A 15596-nucleotide genomic window follows, 5' to 3' on the forward strand; every position below is an offset into this window, starting at 1 on the left:
CGCTAGATGAAATGCACAGCAAAGTATAAAATGATAGGTATAGTATTCCAAGACTAATCTCTGAAGGCAAGTCAAGTTAAAGGCCTGTAGAAAGGTGTCCATACGATGAAAAAGAAATTAGTTTTAATAACAGGAAGCAAGCAAACTAGAATCATTTTACACAATCAATTAAAAGAGTTGCTAGGCGATTATATTTTTATTGAATGCTTTGCAATTGATGAAGAATTACGAAGAAAAATTGATGGAGATGTTGTTCTTTATTCATCAGAGAGTATATATCATGAAATGAAGAACAGATTAGACGTTCAGCATGCACATGAAATTGTAGGAAATAGAACAATTCATCATAAGCATATAAATGAATTACTGAAAATCCCTGCCCATACAAAAGTATTAATTGTAAATGATGACGATAAAGAAACTCTTAAATTAATAGAATCTCTTTATCAAGTAGGCATTAATCATGTTCAGTTTATCCCTTTTAAAAAGCAAAAGACCTATTACGAAGGTGTTGAAATTGCAGTTTCTCCAGGCGAGGTTCACTTGTGTCCCCCATACGTAAAGCATGTAATTGATATAGGCGTTAGACTTTTTGACATGGCGACCATTTTTGAACTTATAAAATCATTCGGTTTTAATCAGTCTAATCATTCAATTATTTGGGATCGCTATTTGCGAAACATCATTGTGCTGCAAAAAAAACTAATAGAAGCAGAAGGGAAAATGAAAGAACTTCACCTTCATGTAAAGAGTATTGTAAACGTAGTAGAAGATGGTATTCTTGCCGTGGATTTTAATAGAAAAATTACGTTATTCAATAAAAGGTTAGAATCACTGTTCCAGCTAGCTTCTTCCGATGCTATAGATCATGAGATTCAAAGCGTAATTTCTAACAAAGGCCTTGTGGAGTTTATTATATCGTCCGATGAGAAAAGTCAGTACTTTAACATAAATGGGTACGAAATGGTTATCTATAAGTCGATGATTGAGAAAAGCAATACTACTGTAGCAACGTTTAAAAGTGTTAATCAAGCTGTTGAAATAGAAGGAAAAGCGCAGTCAGAACTTAGAAAAAACGGATTTTCTGCTAAGTATAACTATCAAGATATTATAGGAGAACACCCAGCTTTGCTTAAAACGATTGAAATTTCCCGGAAAATGGCTGCCACTGAGTATCCTATTTTGATTCAAGGAGAAACCGGTACAGGAAAAGAGCTGTTTGCTCAGGCTATCCACAATCATTCTACACGTAAAAACGGACCGTTTCTTGCCGTGAATTGCAGTGCCATGACCGATACATTACTAGAAAGTGAGCTGTTTGGGTACGAAGAAGCCAGCTTTACAGGAGCGCAGAAAGGCGGCAAAAAAGGGCTGTTTGAGAGCGCTGATAAAGGTACAATCTTTCTAGATGAAATTGGTGATATCAGCCCGCGTTTACAAACTCAGCTTTTAAGGGTGCTTCAAGAAAAAGAAATTAGGCGGGTAGGAGGTACAAGAGTCATTCCGATTAATGTAAGAATCATAGCAGCCACTCACAATAATTTACTACATAAAATGAAAGAAGGTCTGTTTCGAGAAGATCTGTACTATCGTTTACATGTATTATCTTTAACGATTCCTCCTTTAAGATATAGAAGAACCGATATTCCTTTACTGATTCATCATTTTATGTCCAAATCGAAAACGTGGACGCATATCCATCCAGAAGCGATGAAGCTGCTTATCGAACATGAATGGTTAGGAAATATAAGAGAATTAAAAGGCGTAATTGAGTATTTACTTACCGTCTGCGATGACAACGAAGTGAAAGCAAAAGACGTAGAGTATAGGCTTAGTAGTCAAAAAGAAGATCATTCTTTGTATGAAGTTGAAAATGAATCGGTTGACTTAATCGAACTTCAAGAAAATCGTGCCCTGTTAGAAACGATAAAACAGTGTAATGATACAGGAAAAGCAGCAAGCAGAAAGTGGATCACCCAGCATTTAAAAGGCTTTACGCTTACAGAACAGCAGGTGAGAAATCGTTTGGATGTACTAGAAGAAAAAGAGTATATTATAAAGCGCAGAGGCAGAGCCGGAACGAAAATAACAGAAAAAGGACTGCATTATCTATATCATTTAAAAACAAAACAGCATTTAATCAATCCTTGATGTGCGTAAGGAAGGGAAACTTTACTGATCAAGCTTCCCTTTTCTTATTCAATTACCGTTTACGGCTGATTTCCGCCGTAAACTTTTCCTGTAGAAGAAGTAATAACACCGCTGTTTACGTTTAAAGTATAAGCTAATCCTCCAGAACCTGTCCAAGTGGAAAGATTAAAAGTGCTGCCATTAAATAGTTTATAGATAGAAATATTATTAAACGTCAGCGGCTGACCGTTTGCACAAGTGGTAGGAGCCATATTCGTTTTAGCTAGATAAACAGCTGCATTTGTAGAGCCCGGCTGTGTTACGACCTTAGCTGAACCATCTTTTTCTACCAACAGTGCTGACTGTTCATTAACAGCAATCCCTTTTGCGCTTGTTCCAGTTTCTTCTCCATCTTTAATATTACGTGCAAGAAAGGTTAAAAAGCGTCCCATTCTATCTCGTTGTTCAAAATGGGTGTCTGTTTGAATGTTGTTGTTATGAGGTGTTTGAATCAAATAATCTGTAAAGGAAATAAGAGAACTATAAGGATTGTTTAGCGCTGTTTTAGAATCTAAAGTTGTAGAGCCTGCTGAGATAGAGTCGTAAATGTGATCCCCTTGAATCATAGTACCAGCACTTGTTCCTCCAAAAGGAATGCCTTGATTAATACGATTATTTAATGCTGTAAGAGCGGGAGACCCTTCTAAAAAATCTACATAATCAGCTTGATTGCCTCCAGCAAAAAAGATGCCTTCTGCTTTGTTAATCTTATCTATTAAAGAAGAGTCTGAACCTGCTCTTATTAAATCATCGACGACAATTGTGCTAACAGAGTTAAGAGGCTTACCTATGCTTTTTGCTAGGTCGTAGATATAAGAGTTATAGGCATCAGTACCCGTCGCTCTTATAACTAAGAAATCTCCGCCGTTTGCCTTTTGAATCATCCATTTGAACGCTTCATCTACATCGATGCTTCCACCCATATAGACTTGTCCAAAGCTTGTACTAGTCGCTTTGTCTGCAGTACTTCCGACTTGATAAAGTGTATAAGGTGCAGATGCAGCAGAAGCTGAAATGGGCAGTAAAAGAGATGCTGCGAGAACAGCACCAGTAATGACCTGCTTTTTAATACTTTTCTTACGTTTAACTTTTTTCATAAAGTTCTCCTCCTTTAGTAAGTGTTCATAGATGAACATGCAAGTTTTATACCAACTTATTAAACAGCTGAAAAGCTGTGAAAGAAGAGGTCTTTTGAAAAAAACACGGGTGATATAGGTTCTTTATGGGCTCTTATTGAATTGCTTTATAACCAAAAATGACAAGAAGAACTCTAACTTGGATGCCTAATAGTGAAAGGGAAATAGTAAAGGATATATTTTAAAAGTCCATACCTCATTGAAAAATAACCTTTAAAAACTTAAAATTATCATAGAAAGGAAAAACAAGGATAAAAAGAAGAGCTGTCCGCAATAGCGACCTATTTATCAAACAGACCTTCATTCTATCAATATCTTCATCTCTTAAACGTTTTCCACCAGCATTTCTACGCAGAAAAAATTATACATGAGAGGATCTATCAAAATGAACAAGCAGGAAAGTAGTTATAGATGGGTGGTTTTTGGAACCGCTTTATTAGCGTATTATTTGATTGTCAGTCAACGAACAGCCCCCGGACTTATTACCGAGCAGTTAATGAAAGATTTTCACGTTTCAGCATCCGTTATAGGATTGATGACGAGTATACAATTTTTAGCCTATGCAGGCCTTCAGATTCCTGTTGGTTTACTTTCTGACCGGTACGGTCCAAATCGATTTCTTATCATCGGATCGCTTTTAACCGGAATAGGAAGCCTTATCTACAGCACATCTCCCAACGAATATGTGTTAATTTTCTCTCGTTTGCTAGTCGGTACCGGAGACTCCATGATTTTTGTCAATTTAGTGTTAATTTTAAGTCAGTGGTTCAAGGGAAATGAGTTTGTAAAGCTTTTAGGTTTAATTGGGCTGGTAGGAAGTGTGGGGTCATTATCAGCTACCGTGCCTTTATCTATGTGGATCTCCTTTTCAGGCTGGAGAGTTCCTTTTCTTAGTATAGGTCTAGTTTTAATCGCGGTATCTTATTTGCTTTATGTCGTTTTAGTTATAAAACCTAAACGATTATTTGTAGATGATGCTAAAGCAAATAAAGCCTCTGTTAAGACTCAAGAAAGCGTATGGGCGATCCTAAAAAGGGTAATGACGACTCGTCAAGCATGGGCAACATTTCTTTGTCATTTTGGTGTAGTAGGTACATATATAGGTTTTATTGGCTCTTGGGGAGTTCCTTATGGCATGAATGTGTTTCATTTATCTCGCGCTGATGCAAGTCAGCTTATTATGTATGGTTTGTTTGGCGCTATGATTGGCGGACCTTTAATTAGCTGGATATCAAGCAGGTTAAACTCCATTAAAAAAATCTATTCACTCGTCCATCTTATTGTGGTGCTTAGCTGGACAGGATTATTATTAACGGGAGTGAAACCTTCATTCATGCTAGTCGTTATTTTACTTTTTATCATCGGATTTGGAAACGGCGCAAGCGCTTTGACATTTGCCGTAGTACGTCAATCTTTTTCAGTAAAAGAAGTAGGAGTTGTATCAGGTTTTGCTAATATGGGAGGCTTTTTAAGCGCTGTATTATTACCTAGTATTTTCGGAAATGTCCTTGATTTATTCCCTGAACGCTCGCTGCACGTGGGCTATCATTATGCTTTTATGATTCCCATTTTGTTTTCAATGATGGGGTTGTTAGGTGTCTTACTAATTAAAGAAAAAGGAAAAAAGGAGCAGAAGGTGCTACATGCTTCTTAATTGGCTTTGAATAAGTAAGTTTCAGCACACAAGCGTGTATCTGTAGTATAAGACATATATTATGTGGTTATTCCCGATATAAATCCTTAAAAAGAATGTAACAGGTAAAGCTTACTTTAATGTATAGCGGGGGATACAAAGGAAAATGATTAAGTAAATACAAATTAAAGGAAAACGAAAAGAGAATTACAGAAAAAAAACAGTTCTTGAAAAGGCTCTATAGATACTAATAGCAGCATTTTTACATAATAAATAAGAAAAAGTTTTATAAAATCCTTGCGTTAAAGCTGACTTTAGGAGATAAGCTATTACTGTACCAGCTAACACAGCGAAAAACAGCAGGTCATAGACTTGCTTTCTCACTAAAGGTAGAAATCAGTTAAAACAGAAAGGATGAATGTTTATTATGTCTAACACACAAGGTAAAGTAGTCATTATTACAGGTGCTTCTAGCGGAATCGGCGAAGCAACAGCAAAAGAGCTTTCAGCAAAAGGAGCAAAGCTTGTTTTAGCAGCTCGTCGTGAAGATCGTTTGAAAGCATTACAAGAAGATATCAAAGCAAACGGCGGAGAAGCAATCTACAAAGTAGTAGACGTAACGTCTCACGAACAAATGCAAGAGCTAGCACAAGATGCGCTTTCAGCATTTGGACGTATTGATGTGCTTGTGAACAACGCAGGTCTTATGCCATTATCTCTTCTACGCAACCAAAAAGTAGATGAGTGGAATACAATGATTGATGTGAACATTAAAGGTGTTCTTTACGGAATCTCAGCAGTTCTTCCAGCAATGAGAGAACAAAAAGACGGACATGTGATTAACTTGTCTTCAGTAGCTGGACACGCAGTAGGTGCTGGAAGTGCCGTGTACAGTGCAACCAAATTTGCGGTTAAAGCGATCACAGAAGGTCTTCGTCTAGAAGAATCAGCTGGCGGAAGCAACATTCGTGCAACGAACATTTCTCCAGGAGCGATTGCAACAGAACTAAAAGAAACAATTACGGATACAGATTTAAAATCAGGTATCGATGAATTCTATAAAGGTGCGATTGAAGTAGAAAGCATCGCACGCGCGATTGCGTTTGCGATCGAAGAGCCAGCTGGTGTGGCGGTAAACGAAATGATCATTCGTCCTGTACATCAAGAATGGTAATTTGAGGATCCTATTAAGTCAAAAGTTGTCCAGAGAGTAACCTCACTCTTTGGACAGCTTTTTCTATTTGTACCATTGATACGCATATGAAGAAAATAGGAGTGAAATCACATGTCTTATACAATGAGAGACATGCAAGAAAAAACGGGGCTGTCTGCTCCTACATTGCGCTACTACGAAAAGGAAGGTATTTTACCCTTTGTTGAACGAAACGAACATGACCAGCGCCTATATACTGATCAGAATATTGAGTGGGTTAAGTTTATTTTAGCTTTACGCGCAACTGGGATGCCTCTTGCTGAAATCAAGCAATATGTAGAGTCATATAAAAAAGGCGAAAGTACAATCAGCGAACGTAGAAACATGATGCTTCAGCATAAAAAGAAAGTAGAAGCAGATATGTCGCAAACTTATCTCCACCTAGAACGAATTAATTATAAACTTGCCCTGTATGATACGTTGGAAGCTGGTTTAAACAATAAACAAATAAAAATTTAAATGCTGACAACAGAGAATCCTGTTTATAAACAAACTATAAAGGTGTTAAAAACTGCGAAACAAATAAAAGAAGATAACTGAATAGTTATCTTCTTTTATTTGTTCTATTTTAGTATGTACTGCTTAAATAAAGAGCCACATCGCGAATGGCTTTATCAGTTTCACTTTCTATTAACTCTCTGTCCTTTGTATACGAATAAAGAGTATCGCCGTGAAGAAGGTGGTCTGATAAATTCAACAAGCCCACAGCGCGCTTGTTGAATTTATGAGCAATCGCTAAAGTGGTAGCTGTCTCCATATCCACGCCGAGAAAATCTGCAAGTGACCATTCTTTTACCATATTATGCGTCTCCATAAGCATGGCACCCATACTGACCACATGTCCTTTAATATAGCTGTAGCCTTTTTGTTCACAATATCTGCAGGCGGCTTCCACTAGCTCTTTGTCAGCTTCTACAAGCGTTTGGTCTGGTAAATACCAGTGCGATACGCCGTCTTGCATTTGTGCTGCAGATACAATTAAAATATCTCCATATTGTATAGTGGAAGATAAGCCTCCAAAATATCCCGTTTGAATAAATAAGTCGGTTCCGCTGCCGGCAAATTGATGTACGATGTTTGATGCCATTGGACTGCCGTACACATTCGCAAACCCTATATTTCTGTTTTTGAACTTACCTATCACCGTGTTCCATTTAGGCATATGAACATTGGTAGATAAAATCTCTTTCCATAAGCTTAGATTATCTTGGAATCCCCACTCACCATGAATAATAAATGCATTAGGCAGCTCTTTTTCTGATAGCTTTAATACGTTTAGCCAATCTTCTTTTTCAAAATCTCCGTACAGTTTCATATCATTCTCCTTACTTTTTACATTTAGACTAGTTGGAGAAGAATTCTTCATTTCTATCTTTTATTCCTTTAATTTTTAAAACGAACAAATACAAAATAAATGACGGTTCTGATTTAGAAATGAAGAATTGCGTGCTTTTTTGCGTGTTTTTCGACAAATATTTATGACTAAAAAAGGAATTCACTAATAATAAAAGAACTTTTTTACTAACCATTATTTAAATTAGATAAAGCTGTGAGAAAAGATCCGTCCAGTTAATGAATGGATAAGAGGAGGGAATTACAGGTGTCACATCATTTTCCTGTCATTAAAACAAAAAGACTTGTACTAAGGGAAATTGTAGCAGAAGACGCAAGCAATATTTTAAAATACCTATCCGACAAAGAAGTAATGAAACACTACGGTCTAGAGCCTTTTACAACGGTTGAAGATGCTTTAAATGAGATTGCGTGGTATAAATCAATCTTAAACAAAAGATCTGGAATAAGATGGGGCATTACTCTTAAAGAACAAGACGACATTATTGGCAGCTGCGGGTTTCTTAATCGAGTTCATGACCATTACCGTACGGAAATTGGTTATGAATTAGCCAGAGACTACTGGGGAAATGGAATTGCTAATGAGACATTGGGCGCGGTCATAAAATATGGTTTTACACATTTTAACTTACGGAGAATCGAAGCTTTGATAGAGCCTGCTAATGCTGCTTCACAAAAATTAATAAAAAAGCACGGTTTTATAAAAGAAGGCCTATTAAGAAGCTATGAATTTACGTGTGGAAAATTTGATGATTTGTACATGTACTCTTTATTAAAACAAGATTTTGACAGGCTTCAATCACATGAAGAGAATATCTAGACATCGTTATTAAAAATACGAATAGCACAATGACAGATAAGGGGAAAATGTATGGCCCATTTTAATGTTGATATTGTTCACTATCATCCACAATTTGCTGAGGCAACGGTAAAAATGTGGAGAGATAGTAAAGAAAAAGCGATTGGACAAAAGGAAATGCACAGTTTTGACCGTCATATTTATTTTTTAGATCATATATTGTCAGCACACTATAAAGTTGAATTAGCGTTAATAGATGAACAAATAGTAGGAATGGTCGCCTATAACGCTGATGAAATTAACCAGCTGTACATTCATATAGATTATCAAGGAGGAGGAATCGGACAGCGATTGCTTGAAAGAGCCAAAGCAGAATCAAATGGAAAATTAACATTACGTACATTTGAACAAAATAAAAACGCACAGCGATTTTACGAAAAACACGGCTTCAGTATTATAAAAAGAGGAGGTGAAAACGAAGAGAAACTACCCGATATTACATATGAATGGACAAATAAATGAAAAATACGTAATTCGGATGAAGGAGCGGTTATTTTGAATAAGTTAGCATATGAAACATAACAACGCTGCCTGTATGTTCGTGGCCCGCCTTTTACTAGTTTAGGATAGATGATTAATGCTGACTGACTATTAAAAGGAGGATTTTAACATGATAACGGACAAACATTTTTTAAATGATGTAAACAATACAAATGTTGATTTTACTGGATGGGATTTTTCTATTATTACTCGTACTGGTCGTATGGATAGCGATATGCTTTCGTGGTCATACGGAAGTGAAGCTTTTCGCCTTATTCAAAACTCTAATGCTGCTTTAGATATGGGAACAGGAGGAGGAGAGTTTTTATCTTTGTTACAACCTTTTCCTCGCGTTATGTATGCTACCAAGGATACAAACCTAACGTTCCAATCGCTAAAAAACGGTTAGAGCCATTTGGTGTCACAGTTGTTGAACGAACTGAAAACGAGAATCTACCGTTTAAAGATGGTATATTTGATTTAATTTTGAACCAGCACGAAGCTTTTTGTGCGTCTGAAGTGAGAAGGATTTTGTCTAAGGGAGGCACGTTTTTCACTCAGCAAGTGGGAGGGTTAGACTGTTCACGAATCAATGAATGTATAGGGGTTCCAATAAATAAAGAGTTTTGTAATTGGAATTTAAAGAAAGCAACAGAAGAGCTCCAACAAAGTTCTTTTAACATCATCTTTTGCAAGGAAGAGTTTCCTGTGCAGAGATTTTATGATATCGGGGCGCTAGTTTTTTATCTAAATGCAATTCCTTGGCAAGTTCCTAATTTTGATATAGAAACACATATTGGCGGATTGTATAATATCCATCAAATTATACAGTCTCAAGGGTTTTTCGACGTAGAACAACATCGTTTTATTATTAAAGCTGAGGCAAAAAAATAGAGTAATCACACACAGAAGGCGGATCTCTAACTGGAGATCCGCTTTTTGTGCATCAATGATGATTGTGCATGAAAACCATGATATAGACAGAATTAGTTACGTAATGGAACGTTTATGATCTTTAATATGATTTTTTAATGTATGAGATGTTGGTAATATGCAGTCTACTGCTTTTTGAGTAATGGGCATAAAGAAATTAAGCAGCACGCCGCCTAAACACACGGTTAATAACGTTCCAACACCAATTGGTCCGTTTAAAAATATTGCAGCTAGTAAGAATGTGAGGTAAATAAATGTTCTTGAAAGAAATAAATTGGTTTTAGCTAGTTTTTGTATGATTAATGTTAAGCGGTCAATTGGAATAGGTGCAAAATTTGTATGTAAATAGGCTGAGGTTCCTACTCCTATAATGATTAAACCGATTCCGAAACAACATACTTTGCTGTACCAACTTTCGAACGTAATCCAATTCTTTAAGAAAAAAAGCCATATATCGATACCAAGACCTGTTATGAATGCCGTTAACAGTCCCAGTATTTCTGGCTTTTGTTTGCTTAAAAGAGAATTACCACAAATTAAAATACAGGCAAGTATAATCTCCCAGCTTCCAACGCTAAAACCTACGTTTAGTGACAGTCCAACCAACAGTGCATCAAAAGGTGAAGCTCCTAGGTTAGATTGTATCGTCAAAGCAATTCCAAGAGTTAATAGTAAAATTCCTCCTGCATAAACAACATACTTCACTGTCATCATCCTTTTTGTTATTTTTTGTTGCAAATGCAACTATTTTGAGATACATTAAATGTAGATTATTTTTATTGTATTTGCAACAAAAATATGTATAAAGGAGATATTTTATGAGTGAAATTCTGCGTGAAATTGGAATGATAGCAAGAGCATTGGATTCAATTAGTAATATAGAATTTAAAGAATATGACCTGACAAAAGGGCAGTATTTGTATTTGGTGCGAATATGTGAAAATCCAGGAATCATTCAGGAAAAGTTAGCTGAAATGATAAAAGTAGATCGCACAACAGCGGCTCGGGCTATAAAAAAGCTTGAAATGAATGGTTTTATTGAAAAGAAAGATGATCTCCATAATAAAAAAAATAAAAACCTTTTTCCTACTGAAAAAGGGAAGAACGTATACCCGTTTATAAAAAGAGAAAATGATTATTCGGATAAAGTGGCATTAGAAGGTTTTACCCAGGAAGAAGCAGATACCATTCTTAAGCTAGTTCAAAGAGTAAGAAAAAATATCGAAACAGACTGGGAGTTTGTCAAAAAAGGAAACAAGAGAAATTATTGATGATATAAAGGAGAGGCGTATGTCAGTGATGATGCATATAAAAAAGTGTATTCTTGAAGATGTATATGATCTTCAAGACGTTAGCTATAAAACGTTTTATGAGACATTTAAAGATCAGAATTCACAAGAAAATATGACAGCTTATTTAGAAAAAGCATTTACAATCGAACAGCTAGAAAAAGAACTATCCAATACGTCCTCGCAATTCTTTTTTATGTATGTTAATCATGAAATTGCAGGTTATTTAAAGGTTAATATGAATGACGCTCAGTCTGAAGAGATGGGGGAAGAAGCGCTTGAAATTGAAAGAATTTATATAGGTAACAGCTTTCAAAAACAAGGACTTGGTAAACATTTATTTAATAAAGCAGTAGAGATAGCAACGACATTTAATAAAAAGAAAATTTGGTTAGGCGTATGGGAAAAAAATAAAAATGCGATTGCTTTTTACAAGAAACAGGGATTTGTTCAAATTGGATCTCACTCATTTTATATGGGAGACGAAGAACAAATAGATCTCATCATGGTTAAAACACTTTTTTTATAGTTTTAAAAAATAAGGATTATTCACTAATTTAACTGGTAGAGGATAATCCTTATTGCATACAGAGACTTTATGCTTTTTTTCAAAGCAGATGCTTTTAGGGGAAGCAGTAAGCAAACTAATATGGTTGCTGTGCCAACACATAGGAGAATAAAATTAATGTCACATGCTTACCAAAATGTTGGCTTCTTTCATTTTGGAAATTACATTTTTACTTTAATTCTATTTGAAACAACACAAACTAATTAGACATATATCGAATTAGAAGGCTTAAAAAATGAACGTTTTTACGTCCACTTTAATAAATAACGGGCCACATCTCTTTCGGATTTGACTCGTATTCTCCATTTTGCCTATACATAAAATGCTGCATAATTAACTCTCTGCGAATCGTTGCATAATCTTCATGATATTTTTTAATATGTTCATTTAATTCTTTTTCTGGATACGTTTTTCCGTGCTGTAAATCACGTATTAAATAGGCTAATATTACGTTCTTTTTCTTTCTTTGACTTGGAATAATTTTTAAAGTACCGTCACTATTTATAAAGTTTTTAACAATAGATAATTTGTCTTTATCCTGTAAATGGTTGTCTTGATTTTCCATCGAATCCTCTCCAATACTTAAAATAGCCTTCGAGTTATATTCAAGTCTTTCAAGGTCTAGATAAAAATAAATAATGTTTCCTTGTCTTCTTTGATAAACAATTCCTACATCTCTTAGCTTTGAAATATGATGAGTAATAGTTGAAGGCTGTAACCCCAGTTTGTAAGCAATTGCTTGCCCGTGAAGAGGCCCTTTTTTTAATAGTGAAATAATTCTAATCCTGGTAGGATCACCAACGGCTTTATGATAATTAACCAACTTATCTAATTGCATAGCTTAATACCTTCTCCCTCTAATTCGATATACATCTAATTTGATATTAATCGAATTGGGTGTACATGTCAAAAAAATATTTAAAGTGAAGACTTGTCACACTGCATATAAAAAACCGGCTCCGTCTAATCTTTAAAGTGTAAAAAAGATCCTGCTTCTCTATATAATTCAACTATTATTTTCACCTGTTCTTTTTATTAGTAAGAAAAAGTTACCATGTTTTCATCAAATAATACCGGGGAACATATTCAAAGAGATAAATGAATTATTAATGATACATGTATGTAAATAATAAATGAAAAAGGAATGAGTAAATCATGGCAGGAAATTCAAAAGTTTTAATGGTTGTTACAAATGGACATACGATGGAAAATGGAGAGCTTGCTGGAATTTGGCTTACAGAATTCTCTGAAGCATATTTAGAATTTAAAAAAGAAGGATACGAAGTAGTCGTAGCAAGTCCAAAAGGCGGAAAATCACCTGTGGATCCTAACAGCTTAACAGATGATGTGACGGACGAAGACAAAGAAGCAGGAAAACTTTTAGAGAATACAAAATCATTAGCTGAAGTAAGTTCACAAGAATTTGCAGGTATGTTTGTACCTGGAGGGCACGGAACAATGTTTGACTTTCCAGACGATACGCACTTACATCGTTTGCTAACAGAATTTGCTGAAGACGACAAGCTAATTGCAGCGGTATGCCACGGACCGGCAGCTCTTGTAGGCGGAAAGCTTAAAAACGGTGAGCCGATTGTAAAAGGAAAACGTATTACAGCGTTTACTGATTCAGAAGAGAAAGATACAACGTTAGATAAATACATGCCGTTTCTTCTTGAAACAAAGCTTCGTGAGCTAGGCGCCGAGTTTATTGCAAAAGATAATTGGAGCGATCATATTGAAGTAGACGGAAAGCTTTTAACAGGACAAAATCCGCAGTCTACAATCAGCCTAGCAAAAGAATTTGTGCGTGCTTTAAACGCGTAAAAGTATGTATAGCCTTAATGGGGATGTCTCATGAGTGTTTGAGACATCCCCATTTCTTTAGGGTGAAATAAAATGAGAATTAAGGAAAACAAAAAGGGCGGCTATCTAAATAGCTGCCCTTTTATTTATTAGAAGATTTATTTCTGAAAATGTATGTAGTAATTCCTGTCACAATGATAACAGCCACAATACAAATGATCAGACGAACAATCTGTGTCACAAAAATATTATCTGCAATACTCATGTGTTTCGTTAGAATTAACGTTCCATAAGCAGCTAAAACAGATAAAAACATATTGACGATTCGTTGAGCCATGTTGTCGTTACTCCTTTCGTTCCACTACTTTACACTTTAACATATGTATTCACTGTAAAAAATAGCGAATTACAAGTATGTCAGAAAATCAGCACTCTCGTAAAAGATTCCACACGTAAGGAAGTAGCTGATATCATATTAGTTATGACGACTAAACGCAGTTCAGAGAAGGAAATGAGCTTTCTTTAGTCGAATTTAACATGCTTATATTCTTTTTTAGATAGGTGGGAAAAGCTTGTTTGATAAATTGAAAAAGCTATTTATGGATAAACAGGGTCAGGAAGCAGATGACAAATACATTCTAGTCCCTGAGAGTGAAATAAATGAGAATTTAAAAAGAGAGATAGTGAAGTTGGAAGAAGTAGGAGAGGCATACAGCGAAAGTCTTCAGCACAAATATAGAAATAAATTTGAACATGATGGTAAGCAGAACTTAAAAATATGGGTGTGTCGAGATATTGATGGCGACCAACTACCAAATCTAAGTTCGGAGCAGTGTCTAGAAAAAGAATATCGTTCCCAAGTTGCGATAAACTTTGATGGATTTACAGATGAAGAAGATGCATACGTTCATTACCTTCAGTTGTGGTATTACTTTGGTGGGTATTTTAAAGGGACAGGTACTTTGTATGATTTGTCAAAAAATCATTTAGAAGCTGATATTGAAGAAAAGTTAGAAGAATTACTGAAACAGCTATAACCTTTTAGCATAGAGATTATGTGTTAGCACACAGGGGGAAGGAAGATGAGGGGTCGTCCAGAGTTAGAAATAGAAAGGGAAAAAGTTTATAAAACGAAAAAAAATCCTAACGGAACATTTATAGCGCGAATTATTCAAGTGCCTAAGGAAGAAAATATGTTAGATTTCATGTTGGAAATCAAACACTTAAGGAAAAAGGAACTTACTTATAAAAATCTATTAGTAACGACTGAAAACTGGTATGATTCTTTTCGTCTTGCTAGAGGAGATCTGAAATGGGTATCTTTGCATACAGTAGCTGTGTGGGACTGGTTGGGACATAAATTAGTTGAGGTAGCAGCCCCAACCGGTAAGGAAAATTATCGTATTTCAGATGACCACTGTTCAGCTTACCGAGAAAAGCAATAATGACGATATAGTAAGGAGCAAACGAATGAAAAAGCATTGCTGCGATTATATGAATTATCATGTGAACTTTACGTGTGATATTCATAGTGATCCATTTGAGTGTCCAGATAATCTTATCTTATTTGATAAAACGAACAAGGAATACGGTTTAATTATCCATGATGGTGGCTCATCCACTATTGAGATTTCATTTTGTCCATGGTGTGGTGCGGAGCTATGAACTAAGAAATGAAGAGGTATCTTTTGCTTAAGAGATCCTCTTCACTCTTGGAATGGGGGATTATACTTGATCTTACGTTATCTAGCTATGTTATCAGGATTGGGAATAGCTTTATTAAACCTTTTTGACCCTTTACATCAAGGGATTACGCGCTGGTTAATGGTTATCTGTGGCTTGTTGATTTTTATTAGCCATTTAAAATTCATCGTAGATAAGAAGTCAAAAAGAATAGATAATCAAAATAAGACCTACTAATAAGAGTTTCTTTTGACTTAGTCCTGTTGTTAAACGGTGTTATGTAAACGAAAAACTTACTGAATATGTAGTAAAGAAATAAACGAGAGAATTATATGTTATAATAATCACGAATATCCAAATAAAGGAACTTTTTGTTGCTATGAATCGTAAATTTAATTCTCTATTTATCATCTATCCTATCGTTTTCTTTGTAGTGCGTACTGTTTTTTCTTTTGT

General features: G+C 35.5%; 17 protein-coding genes and 1 pseudogene. 13 read left to right on the plus strand and 5 right to left on the minus strand.

The window, feature by feature from the left end:
• Nucleotides 1-105: 105 nt before the first annotated feature.
• The gene (locus AC1VNJ_RS20640) at nt 106-2151 is read left to right on the plus strand and encodes a sigma 54-interacting transcriptional regulator (protein ID WP_482641231.1); all 2046 of its coding nucleotides are present in this window, start codon (nt 106-108) and stop codon (nt 2149-2151) included.
• 59 nt (nt 2152-2210) lie between these two features.
• On the opposite strand, the gene AC1VNJ_RS20645 is transcribed toward AC1VNJ_RS20640, so the two are convergent.
• A complete protein-coding gene (locus tag AC1VNJ_RS20645) occupies nt 2211-3287 on the minus strand; it encodes a cyanophycinase (RefSeq protein WP_033578531.1) in 1077 nt (358 codons plus the stop codon).
• A gap of 424 nt (nt 3288-3711) precedes the next feature.
• On the opposite strand from AC1VNJ_RS20645, the gene AC1VNJ_RS20650 reads away from it, so the two are divergent.
• From AC1VNJ_RS20650 to AC1VNJ_RS20660, 3 genes are all read left to right on the plus strand, one after another.
• Entirely contained in the window at nt 3712-4980 is a 1269-nt protein-coding gene (locus AC1VNJ_RS20650; protein ID WP_033578532.1) for an MFS transporter, read from the plus strand.
• A 406-nt stretch (nt 4981-5386) separates the two neighbouring features.
• On the plus strand, nt 5387-6133 hold the full coding sequence (locus AC1VNJ_RS20655) for an SDR family oxidoreductase (protein WP_154989864.1): 747 nt from the start codon (nt 5387-5389) through the stop codon (nt 6131-6133).
• 111 nt (nt 6134-6244) lie between these two features.
• On the plus strand, nt 6245-6631 hold the full coding sequence (locus AC1VNJ_RS20660; protein ID WP_033578534.1) for a MerR family transcriptional regulator: 387 nt from the start codon (nt 6245-6247) through the stop codon (nt 6629-6631).
• A 109-nt stretch (nt 6632-6740) separates the two neighbouring features.
• Here the strand turns inward: AC1VNJ_RS20660 and AC1VNJ_RS20665 are convergent, their stop codons facing one another.
• Nucleotides 6741-7487, minus strand: coding sequence for a phosphorylase family protein (locus tag AC1VNJ_RS20665; protein ID WP_033578535.1), 747 nt, complete (start codon nt 7485-7487; stop codon nt 6741-6743).
• Between the two features lie 285 nt (nt 7488-7772).
• On the opposite strand from AC1VNJ_RS20665, the gene AC1VNJ_RS20670 reads away from it, so the two are divergent.
• The 3 genes and pseudogenes from AC1VNJ_RS20670 (at nt 7773) to AC1VNJ_RS20680 (ending at nt 9758) form a co-directional block, all read left to right on the plus strand.
• Nucleotides 7773-8345, plus strand: coding sequence for a GNAT family N-acetyltransferase (locus AC1VNJ_RS20670; protein ID WP_328133016.1), 573 nt, complete (start codon nt 7773-7775; stop codon nt 8343-8345).
• 51 nt (nt 8346-8396) lie between these two features.
• Nucleotides 8397-8846 (plus strand): GNAT family N-acetyltransferase, encoded by a 450-nt coding sequence (locus tag AC1VNJ_RS20675; RefSeq protein WP_034265173.1) that lies wholly within the window; start codon nt 8397-8399, stop codon nt 8844-8846.
• Nucleotides 8847-8994: 148 nt separating this feature from the next.
• A pseudogene (locus AC1VNJ_RS20680) lies at nt 8995-9758 on the plus strand (methyltransferase domain-containing protein).
• 96 nt (nt 9759-9854) lie between these two features.
• Here AC1VNJ_RS20680 and AC1VNJ_RS20685 read toward each other — a convergent pair.
• Entirely contained in the window at nt 9855-10502 is a 648-nt protein-coding gene (locus AC1VNJ_RS20685) for a YczE/YyaS/YitT family protein (RefSeq protein WP_034265164.1), read from the minus strand.
• A gap of 113 nt (nt 10503-10615) precedes the next feature.
• Between AC1VNJ_RS20685 and AC1VNJ_RS20690 the strand changes: the two genes are divergently transcribed.
• The gene (locus tag AC1VNJ_RS20690; protein ID WP_013056339.1) at nt 10616-11068 is read left to right on the plus strand and encodes a MarR family winged helix-turn-helix transcriptional regulator; all 453 of its coding nucleotides are present in this window, start codon (nt 10616-10618) and stop codon (nt 11066-11068) included.
• 19 nt (nt 11069-11087) lie between these two features.
• Nucleotides 11088-11615 carry a spermidine/spermine N(1)-acetyltransferase gene (gene paiA, locus AC1VNJ_RS20695; protein WP_033578540.1) on the plus strand — a complete coding sequence of 176 codons (528 nt, stop codon included), beginning with the start codon at nt 11088-11090 and terminating at the stop codon, nt 11613-11615.
• A gap of 295 nt (nt 11616-11910) precedes the next feature.
• Here the strand turns inward: paiA and AC1VNJ_RS20700 are convergent, their stop codons facing one another.
• Nucleotides 11911-12492, minus strand: a complete 582-nt coding sequence (locus AC1VNJ_RS20700; RefSeq protein WP_482641232.1) for a DUF2087 domain-containing protein — start codon at nt 12490-12492, stop codon at nt 11911-11913.
• 317 nt (nt 12493-12809) lie between these two features.
• Between AC1VNJ_RS20700 and AC1VNJ_RS20705 the strand changes: the two genes are divergently transcribed.
• Nucleotides 12810-13478 (plus strand): type 1 glutamine amidotransferase domain-containing protein, encoded by a 669-nt coding sequence (locus tag AC1VNJ_RS20705; RefSeq protein WP_028413906.1) that lies wholly within the window; start codon nt 12810-12812, stop codon nt 13476-13478.
• 121 nt (nt 13479-13599) lie between these two features.
• On the opposite strand, the gene AC1VNJ_RS20710 is transcribed toward AC1VNJ_RS20705, so the two are convergent.
• On the minus strand, nt 13600-13794 hold the full coding sequence (locus AC1VNJ_RS20710; RefSeq protein WP_013056341.1) for a hypothetical protein: 195 nt from the start codon (nt 13792-13794) through the stop codon (nt 13600-13602).
• A 235-nt stretch (nt 13795-14029) separates the two neighbouring features.
• Between AC1VNJ_RS20710 and AC1VNJ_RS20715 the strand changes: the two genes are divergently transcribed.
• Genes AC1VNJ_RS20715 through AC1VNJ_RS20725 form a run of 3 tightly spaced genes read left to right on the plus strand, consistent with a single transcriptional unit; the run spans nt 14030 to nt 15122 of the window.
• Nucleotides 14030-14494 (plus strand): hypothetical protein, encoded by a 465-nt coding sequence (locus AC1VNJ_RS20715; protein ID WP_328133019.1) that lies wholly within the window; start codon nt 14030-14032, stop codon nt 14492-14494.
• Between the two features lie 45 nt (nt 14495-14539).
• Nucleotides 14540-14902 carry a hypothetical protein gene (locus AC1VNJ_RS20720; RefSeq protein ID WP_028413904.1) on the plus strand — a complete coding sequence of 121 codons (363 nt, stop codon included), beginning with the start codon at nt 14540-14542 and terminating at the stop codon, nt 14900-14902.
• Nucleotides 14903-14927: 25 nt separating this feature from the next.
• Entirely contained in the window at nt 14928-15122 is a 195-nt protein-coding gene (locus AC1VNJ_RS20725; RefSeq protein WP_165635746.1) for a DUF6980 family protein, read from the plus strand.
• The last annotated feature ends 474 nt before the right edge of the window (nt 15123-15596 follow it).

The sequence above is a fragment of the Priestia sp. 3CA3 genome, assembly GCF_056836725.1.

Excerpts from the sequence above, each read along its gene's own strand:
- AC1VNJ_RS20640 (WP_482641231.1), top strand. The coding sequence starts at position 106 with ATGAAAAAGAAATTAGTTTTAATAACAGGAAGCAAGCAAACTAGAATC.
- AC1VNJ_RS20645 (WP_033578531.1), bottom strand. The coding sequence starts at position 3,287 with ATGAAAAAAGTTAAACGTAAGAAAAGTATTAAAAAGCAGGTCATTACT.
- AC1VNJ_RS20650 (WP_033578532.1), top strand. The coding sequence starts at position 3,712 with ATGAACAAGCAGGAAAGTAGTTATAGATGGGTGGTTTTTGGAACCGCT.
- AC1VNJ_RS20655 (WP_154989864.1), top strand. The coding sequence starts at position 5,387 with ATGTCTAACACACAAGGTAAAGTAGTCATTATTACAGGTGCTTCTAGC.
- AC1VNJ_RS20660 (WP_033578534.1), top strand. The coding sequence starts at position 6,245 with ATGTCTTATACAATGAGAGACATGCAAGAAAAAACGGGGCTGTCTGCT.
- AC1VNJ_RS20665 (WP_033578535.1), bottom strand. The coding sequence starts at position 7,487 with ATGAAACTGTACGGAGATTTTGAAAAAGAAGATTGGCTAAACGTATTA.
- AC1VNJ_RS20675 (WP_034265173.1), top strand. The coding sequence starts at position 8,397 with ATGGCCCATTTTAATGTTGATATTGTTCACTATCATCCACAATTTGCT.
- AC1VNJ_RS20690 (WP_013056339.1), top strand. The coding sequence starts at position 10,616 with ATGAGTGAAATTCTGCGTGAAATTGGAATGATAGCAAGAGCATTGGAT.
- paiA (WP_033578540.1), top strand. The coding sequence starts at position 11,088 with ATGTCAGTGATGATGCATATAAAAAAGTGTATTCTTGAAGATGTATAT.
- AC1VNJ_RS20700 (WP_482641232.1), bottom strand. The coding sequence starts at position 12,492 with ATGCAATTAGATAAGTTGGTTAATTATCATAAAGCCGTTGGTGATCCT.
- AC1VNJ_RS20705 (WP_028413906.1), top strand. The coding sequence starts at position 12,810 with ATGGCAGGAAATTCAAAAGTTTTAATGGTTGTTACAAATGGACATACG.
- AC1VNJ_RS20710 (WP_013056341.1), bottom strand. The coding sequence starts at position 13,794 with ATGGCTCAACGAATCGTCAATATGTTTTTATCTGTTTTAGCTGCTTAT.
- AC1VNJ_RS20720 (WP_028413904.1), top strand. The coding sequence starts at position 14,540 with ATGAGGGGTCGTCCAGAGTTAGAAATAGAAAGGGAAAAAGTTTATAAA.
- AC1VNJ_RS20725 (WP_165635746.1), top strand. The coding sequence starts at position 14,928 with ATGAAAAAGCATTGCTGCGATTATATGAATTATCATGTGAACTTTACG.